Source organism: Microcystis sp. M53603_WE2 (assembly GCF_030065435.1).
In genome coordinates, this window is record NZ_JASJFF010000319.1 from 1 (window position 1) to 7,980 (window position 7,980).

The following is a 7,980-nucleotide window of genomic DNA, read 5'->3' on the forward strand; positions in this document are numbered from 1 at the left end:
CAAAGGTAAAGCCAGAGCCAAAACTTGCTCGCTATTCACATCCTGACGGGTTAATCCCAAAGAACAGGCTAAATCCATCCGTCCGATGACGATACCATGGAGAGATTTTATCTCTGGAATCGCCAACATTTCCTGAAAATTCTCACAGGCAGTAATCGTTTCGATATTAACTAATAGCTCCACATCTTCCACCCCTTGATCAGCTAAAACCCTCCTAGCTGCCCGCAGATATTTTTGTAAAGCATAGGCTGTTTCTACCATGGGAGCAATCAAGCGATCGACTCCTAAATTAACCCCATCAAAGATATCTCTGATCGCTTCGCAACCGGCGATTTTCAGATTAAAATCTACCCCCGCTTTCAGACTAATTTCTTTCAACCGCATCGCTTCCGTCAATCGGGTTCCTTCCGTCTCGAATTCCGCTTTTACCCCTAAAACATGGTGATCTTCCCTGAGTTCTCTTAACAGTTGCACCATTTTTTTTTCTAAGCAATTCATGTTTTTAATCGTTCAAAATTGGTAACTGCTAGAGGAGCCTTGTTGATTATAGCCCATCTGCGAAAAGCCGATAGCTGAGGACTAAGAGACCATAAAAATACCCTAAACAAGGGGACAAGAGCGACAAAATACCGGCATAATGAACAAGGCCGTCTGATTTTTTTCTGGCCACATCCTTTCTATACTACATTCGTAATATAAGTAATTCTCTAGTTAGACTATGCGAACTCACTACTGTGGCGACCTTAGCGCGATCGAAATTGAAAAAAGTGTCACCCTCTTCGGTTGGGTCGATCGTCGTCGCGATCACGGTGGCGTTATTTTTATTGATCTACGGGATCGCAGTGGTATTGTCCAGATCGTCAGTGATCCCCAACGAACTCCCGCTTCCTACCCCATCGCTGAAACCGTCAGAAACGAGTATGTTATCAAGGTGACGGGAACAGTCAGTCAACGGCCCCCCGAATCCCTTAACCCGCGCATTGCCACCGGAGAAATCGAAATTTACGCCACTAGCATCGAGATTCTCAACGGGGTTACTAAACAATTGCCTTTTGTCGTCTCCAGTTCCGAAAGTGAATCGGTCCGGGAAGATGTGCGCTTGCGATACCGTTATCTAGACCTACGCCGGGAGCGTATGAGTCAGAATTTACAACTACGTCACCAAGTTGTCAAAGAAATGCGCCGTTTTCTCGAAGATGAACAGCATTTTATCGAAGTGGAAACACCAATTTTAACTCGATCGACTCCCGAAGGGGCGCGGGATTATCTGGTTCCTTCCCGTGTCAACCCTGGCCAATGGTACGCTTTACCCCAATCACCGCAACTATTTAAGCAATTATTAATGGTGTCGGGAATGGATCGCTACTATCAAATCGCCCGCTGTTTCCGCGATGAAGATCTGCGCGCTGATCGTCAACCGGAATTTACTCAGTTGGATATGGAGATGAGTTTTCTCTCTTTACCTGAGATTTTAGCCCTGAATGAGGCTTTAATCGCTCATATCTTCAAAAAAGTCAAAAATATCGATATAAGCCTGCCCCTGCCCCGTTTAACCTATGCTGAGGCTATGGATCGCTATGGGGTCGATCGCCCTGATACCCGTTTTGGCTTGGAATTGGTCAATGTGGCGGAGATTTTTGCCGATTCGGGATTTAAGGTGTTTTCAGGTGCGATCGCTAGTGGTGGGACGGTGAAAGTTTTACCGATTCCCAACGGTAACGAGGCGATTTCTAACGTCAGAATCAAACCGGGTGGGGATTTATTCAAAGAAGCCACCGATGCGGGGGCGAAGGGAATCGCCTACATCCGCGTGCGCGAGGACTACGATTTTGATACCATCGGTGCGATTAAAGATAACCTGACAGAGGCACAAAAACAGGCTTTAATCGAGAAGACTGGCGCAAAACCGGGGCATCTGCTGTTATTTGGGGCAGGAGATACCGATACAGTCAATAAATCCCTATCCCGCCTACGCTTAGTTTTAGGGGAACAATTGGGATTAATTGATCCCGAGAAAATCAACCTCCTCTGGGTGACGGATTTCCCGATGTTTGAATACAACGCCGAGGAAAAACGCCTAGAAGCATTGCATCACCCCTTTACTGCCCCTAATCCCGAAGATTTAGAGGATCTAGCCCAGGCTCGCGCCCTAGCCTACGATATGATTTTTAATGGTATTGAAATCGGTGGCGGCAGTTTGCGGATCTATCAACGGGAAGTACAGGAAAAAGTCTTCGCTACCATCGGTCTATCCCCAGAGGAAGCCTATAATAAATTCGGCTTTTTGTTAGAAGCTTTTGAATACGGAACCCCTCCCCACGGTGGCATCGCCTACGGTTTAGATCGCTTGGTGATGTTGTTAGCAGGAGAAGAATCGATTCGCGATGTGATTGCTTTCCCGAAAACCCAGCAAGCTAGTTGTTTACTCACTTCTGCACCTTCGGCAGTGGCAGCGAAGCAATTAAAAGAATTATCTGTTGCTTCTACCTACAAACCGCCATCCTAAGATTAGGGTGGGCAATGCCCACCTAATTTTTGCAAGTCTGTTGACACCATGCTCTTAAATTCTTTTCTGCTACAAAGTCCTCCCAGCACTGCACACCACCCGAAAACCGTTGTTGAAGAGGAAGTGCCAATCGTAGTTGACGCGGTAAGCGGAACCGCAGGAATTCGGGTTGTTTAACCAAGAACCGCCCCGCAATGGAGAACGATTATCATCACCATTTTTTATCCAGACACTGCCATCCCTCGGCGCATCCTTATAGTTATCGTGCCAGGTATCGGCGCACCATTCCCAGACATTGCCGTGCATATCGTACAGTCCAAAAGCGTTGGGGGGAAATTTACCAACAGGGGTGGTTTCTTGACGATAAACACCTTTGGGTCCCTGAGCATAAATAGAATTGCCGTCGTAGTTGGCTAAATCGGGGGTGATGGTTTCCCCGAAATAGAAGGGAGTGGTGGTTCCTGCACGACAGGCATATTCCCACTGCGCTTCCGAGGGGAGGCGATAGTCTCGTCCCGTCGCTTTCGAGAGTCGCATACAGAATTCCACTGCAGCGTACCAAGAGACTGGTTCAACGGGGCGATTATTGCCAGAGAACTTAGAAGGATTTAAGTCAAGGTCACATTCAATTTTCGGCAGGGAGGCCACTGCTTTCCACTGGGCCTGAGTGATGGGATATTTGCCCATAAAGAAGGCAGGAACGGTCACTAGATGTTGGGGACGTTCGTTATCATTTCCTTGTCCATCGGGTGAACCCATCTTGAATTGTCCTGCTGGAATAGCGACCATTTCCAGGGTGACATCATTGCCCAAGTTTTCTGTAAAATACTGCGCTGGTTTCTTTTCCCGTTTGACTTCCTTGCCTCGACTATCGACGGTGACAGCTTGAAAATCAAAAAATTGAGCATTACTAGGTAATTGGCGACGGAGTTGGTTAAGTTGAGAATGATTGGGATAACGTTCCAACGCAGCATTAAGGTTCGATAAAGCTTCTTGCAATTGACCTGAATTCAGCAATTTAATGCTACGTTGGTAAAAAGATTCAGCACTCAATTGTTCTGACAATAAACCTTTAACTTGAGTAGCAAGCTGACGACTTTCTAGTTCTGCCAAACAGTGATGTAATTTATTAAAATACACTTCATCTGCTACGGTAACAACAGATTTCATCGCTTTAATCGCTTGCTCTAAATTATTAGGAGGATTTATCCCCCGCAATCGCAACCAAGACTTAACGGAATAATCTAGCTGTTCTCTTGCCCAATTTTTATCAGGCAAAGCAGTTAAACTATCAGCTAAATCTAATGCTAATTCAGGCATCCAAGCGGGGCGTTCATTTTCTAAAGCCTCATAAACCTGACGATAGCCAGAAACGATAGTCTTTAATAACTTAGGATCATCAATACCTCGCATTAAATCGGGTATAAGCTTAGGCAAAATGGGCGGGACATTGTGATGAATTAGGTAGTGAATATCGGCAATCCAACCGCCTACCAGTGATTGACATTTGACTAAAAACTGACAGAGATATTCAAAATCCTTAGCCGTAACTTTATACGGTTGAGTCGCTAAATCACTGCTATCGATTCCCGCACTCTTGAGAGCTTCTTCGTCTTGTAAAATTTTCAAATTAAAGGCATTATCACTCCCATATTGCCGATCAATTTCCTCCGAAGATTTATTTAATTGTTTTGCCAGTTGCTCTCTTTTTTCTCGCCATTGTCTTGCTCTAATTTTAACAGATTCATAGACAACTTCTCGATAGGGAAGATTAGAAATAATCGATTGATAAAAATATTTTTGCTGTCCTTCTCCCCAATAGCCCACATTAAGATGAAGATAATCCCCATCAATTTGTGACTCTAAAATTAACATGGGTTCAGATTTTAATAAGGCAAAAAGACCTATAATAGCCGCACCACCATGATAGCGTTTACTATCCCATCCACCATCAATTAGTTCGATCGGTCTTTCGGTACTTTGAAAAGAATAATGTTGATTAAAAAATTCCCGTAATCCTTGCGCTAAACCAGTTTCAATATTAGGAAAACTTTTGTTGTTGCCACCAAATTGATCAAAATCGATAACAGGAGGTGCGGGAATTATTCTCAGAGAAATTAAATTCTCATCATGATTAGCATTCAAAATTTGATCGGGAACAATTCTCAAAGGCCAGTTTTGAAATAATTTCTGATCTTGAACAACTTGACGGGCAGTATTTCGTTGTTCTAGGGCTACTTTTAACTGAGTTTGACGGTTATCTTCAGCAAGTTCTTTCTGCAATTGCTTCTGTTTTTCAAATTGCTCTCGCTGAAATTCCTGATTATTTAATTGTTGCCATTTTTGAAATTCCTGTCGCTTATCTTCCAGTTTTTCCGTTGCTTGTCTCGCCAATTGACTATTAATTAAATTGATAACCCCATTAACAACATAAAATCCCATTATTTCAGCAGTCATAAGATTTCCTCTTCCAGATCAACTTTGCTCAAGTAGTTTTAAACGGCCAAGCTTCTGCCGGTTTATCGGTAATTAAAACCTCCCGGGTCAACTGCTCATTTGCTTGTTCAATTTGCGAACAAGACCAAAACTTTTCCTCATAGGGAAAATTAGAATCAATCCCCCGATAACCAATAACGTCACCATCGAGATTTCGGCTAACATCGGTTAAAGTAATCGCGTGCCAAGATTGAGAATCGGGATAGGAAATCGGGTCTAAATCGTGGGCATCTCCGACAAAAACCACGGGACGATTCTCATCTAAAGCATTAGCCAATTCCTGATGGTCAAAACTTGCCCAATGGGAGGGGATATCATAAGAACTCAAAATTTCTTGATAATCTTCAGGATTTAAAGCACCTCCTCGACCGGGATAGTCTATTTGCAGTTGGTCTGAGAAATTATTCGTAATGTCGGGATGAAAACACTGGACAATATTTTCCATGGTTTCGTAACCACAGGTTGGCCCCGTTTGTAAATCTGCCAACAAATGCACATTTCCTAACCCCGTAAACCCTAATTCTTGATGGGGAATATCATTAATTAAAGCTTCTGGCGATTCATAATGAAAATCCTGATGGCAGTGGGATACATCTTGCCAAGACTCATCAGGTTGATAGTTGAAAGCGGCCTCCATCGTCTCATTTTGCCAATTCCAATACTCTTGATTCGGCATTTCCTGCCAACCGCTTTCGGTTTCCGGCAGATTCACCTCGGTAAAATCTGGGGAAACTAACTCCAAAGCTTGACTATCTAAAGGGTTAAGCAAATAGTCTTCTGGCGCAAAGCCTTGGCCATAGAGGTCATTCATGGTCGCCTCCGCTCCTTGACTGGGGCTATTTTTTAACCTAGAGAATCGGCATCACTAAGTATTTATACTTCGATGATACTCCCAACCCATGAAAGTCTAGTCTGGACGTTGATAAAAGTTAACTGATGTTGACAGCCTCGAATTTTGGACGCAAGGCTTCACTGGTGTTAACTTAACGGTTGGGATTCCCTGTTTTTTTAATTGGCAACAATAAACCTCTCGCATAATTGATTTTTGAGGATTCAAAAACGTCAAAAAGGCGGATTAACTGGCAGAAAATCTCTAAATAAACCATTTAATTGATTATTACTCATTCTTAATTCTCCTGTCTCGGAGTCTCCTAACGACCGGCTCCTAACCCCACCAACAAACTTTTTCAGCAAACCCTAGTTAATTATTTTCAGCTAGTTGACTGACAACCCATGCTCTTAAATTCTTTTCTGCTTTAACTTCATCCTCTTGAGCAGTGGCTAAAAATTCCTAGAGTTTAGTTTTGGGAACTAGGGGAAAAGTGTAGGGTAAGCGCATCTTAACAATCCTTGACAATTGTTAAGCAAAAATCGACCAAATGGGTCGAGTTCGCCCCTACAAAATCGACCCGCCTAAGGGCGGGAAAGAAAAGAAAAAAGAAAAAATAGGGAATGAGGGTAAAAGGGGAAAAAGGAAAAAGGGTTAGAGAGTTCTCCCGAAAACGCAGGCTACCCGAAAACCGTAATTGTTGATGCGGTTGACGCGGCGGAAGTAGTAGTCGTAGCGAATCGCGGAACGGCAGTAAGTAGGATTGTAGCCCCAGGAACCGCCCCGCAGAGGAGAACGATTATCATTACCATTTTCTATCCAGACACTGCCATCCGTCGGCGCACCGTCATAGTTATCGTGCCAAGTATCGGCGCACCACTCCCGGACATTGCCGTGCATATCGTACAGTCCAAAGGCGTTTGGGGGAAATTGTCCCACGCGAGTTGTTTCGTTTCGATATTCTCCGTTCGGTTCATCGGCGTAGGTATTACTGGCATTGTAGTTAGCCAATTCCCCCGTAATGGTTTCCCCAAAGTAAAACGGGGTGGTGGTTCCAGCACGACAAGCGTATTCCCATTCCGCTTCACTCGGTAGTCGGTATTCCCGAACCGTTAGTTTTGATAATCTCGCACAGAACTCGATCGCATCGTACCAGTTGACTTGTTCCACGGGACGGCGATCGCTATCGGGACGGTCTTTAAAATAGGCTGGGTTGAAATCAAGGTCTTGTTTAACTTTTAAATCCGTGCGAGAGGCGATCGCTTTCCACTGGGCCTGGGTGATGGGGTATTTACCCATAAAGAAGGGTGGGACAGTTACTTCATGTTGTGGTCTTTCCCTTCTAAATCCTTCCCAATTAAATTTTTTAACCAGTCTTTCGATTTCCTCATCTTCTGTTCCCATCAGGAAAGTTCCCCCCGGAATGGCGACCATTTCTAAGGTGATGCCTTTGCCCAGATCTTCCCTGAAATATTGGGACTGTTTCGACTCTTTTCTAATTTGCTCACCCTTCGCATTTACTCCCACCACCTCAAAGTTAAATACTGATAACAGTTGTTTTGGCTCTTCCGGTTCAAGCTTGAACTGATAGCCAATTGCTCTTTCTAGTTGCTCAAATCCGTCTTCTTCCCAATAATCAAGCTGGTGAATATCTCGCAGATTCAAGCTAACTTCTGCAAGTCGCAGATCAGGAATTTCGCATTCTTCTAACCTCATGGGAATAAAAAAAATTGTCCCCGGTAGCATCTGTCCCAAGGTATCAAGTGCAATCCTCAACTCCCGTTGGATATATCCCTGCTTATTAGCCGATTTCCCTGACAGACAGGCGAGAAAAATCTGACTAGCTTTAATCGCTTTCGGAATTTCATCTCGCCAAATTTGACCCGGAATCAGGTCTTTTTTATCCAACCAAGGTTTATATCCCGCTTGCTTGAGGCGGTCATACAGTGCCAAAACTGCTGGTTTATCCTCATTAGCGTGAGCTAGGAAAATTTGGATCTCTGACTTTTTCATCGGAAATTTTGGGTCTGAAACCCCGCCGTTCTAGGTTGGCTTTACCGTCAAATATTAGCACATTTACACGATATATGCTAGAATGCGGGATATGGAAAAAGCCTATTCGTTTCGATTTTACCCCACACCAGAACAA

Annotated in this window: 6 protein-coding genes and 1 pseudogene; 2 read left to right on the forward strand and 5 right to left on the reverse strand. The window is 44.0% G+C overall.

All coding sequences use genetic code 11. The annotated features are described in order from the left end of the window. Nucleotides 1-498, reverse strand: a 498-nt coding sequence (locus PX481_RS06940) for an aldolase/citrate lyase family protein (protein ID WP_288094108.1), incomplete at its 3' end; no start/stop codon positions are given. Between the two features lie 220 nt (nt 499-718). Here PX481_RS06940 and aspS point away from each other — a divergent pair. Further along, nucleotides 719-2,506, forward strand: coding sequence for an aspartate--tRNA ligase (aspS, locus tag PX481_RS06945; protein ID WP_288094110.1), 1,788 nt, complete (start codon nt 719-721; stop codon nt 2,504-2,506). A 69-nt stretch (nt 2,507-2,575) separates the two neighbouring features. Here the strand turns inward: aspS and PX481_RS06950 are convergent, their stop codons facing one another. The 4 genes and pseudogenes from PX481_RS06950 to PX481_RS06960 all read right to left on the reverse strand — a co-directional run bounded on the left by PX481_RS06950 (nt 2,576) and on the right by PX481_RS06960 (nt 7,844). After that, a complete protein-coding gene (locus tag PX481_RS06950; protein ID WP_288094112.1) occupies nt 2,576-4,963 on the reverse strand; it encodes an SUMF1/EgtB/PvdO family nonheme iron enzyme in 2,388 nt (795 codons plus the stop codon). Between the two features lie 28 nt (nt 4,964-4,991). After that, nucleotides 4,992-5,813, reverse strand: a complete 822-nt coding sequence (locus PX481_RS06955) for a hypothetical protein (RefSeq protein ID WP_288094114.1) — start codon at nt 5,811-5,813, stop codon at nt 4,992-4,994. A gap of 390 nt (nt 5,814-6,203) precedes the next feature. Then, nucleotides 6,204-6,326, reverse strand: a pseudogene (locus PX481_RS29610) (Uma2 family endonuclease); the annotation flags it as partial. Between the two features lie 159 nt (nt 6,327-6,485). Continuing rightward, complete coding sequence (locus PX481_RS06960) at nt 6,486-7,844, reverse strand: SUMF1/EgtB/PvdO family nonheme iron enzyme (RefSeq protein WP_288094116.1); 1,359 nt, start codon at nt 7,842-7,844, stop codon at nt 6,486-6,488. 91 nt (nt 7,845-7,935) lie between these two features. Here PX481_RS06960 and PX481_RS29615 point away from each other — a divergent pair. Next, nucleotides 7,936-7,980, forward strand: a 45-nt coding sequence (locus tag PX481_RS29615; protein ID WP_353737100.1) for a helix-turn-helix domain-containing protein, incomplete at its 3' end; no start/stop codon positions are given.

Coding starts and splice junctions, on each gene's coding strand:
- aspS (WP_288094110.1), top strand. CDS start 719: ATGCGAACTCACTACTGTGGCGACCTTAGCGCGATCGAAATTGAAAAA.
- PX481_RS06950 (WP_288094112.1), bottom strand. CDS start 4,963: ATGACTGCTGAAATAATGGGATTTTATGTTGTTAATGGGGTTATCAAT.
- PX481_RS06955 (WP_288094114.1), bottom strand. CDS start 5,813: ATGAATGACCTCTATGGCCAAGGCTTTGCGCCAGAAGACTATTTGCTT.
- PX481_RS06960 (WP_288094116.1), bottom strand. CDS start 7,844: ATGAAAAAGTCAGAGATCCAAATTTTCCTAGCTCACGCTAATGAGGAT.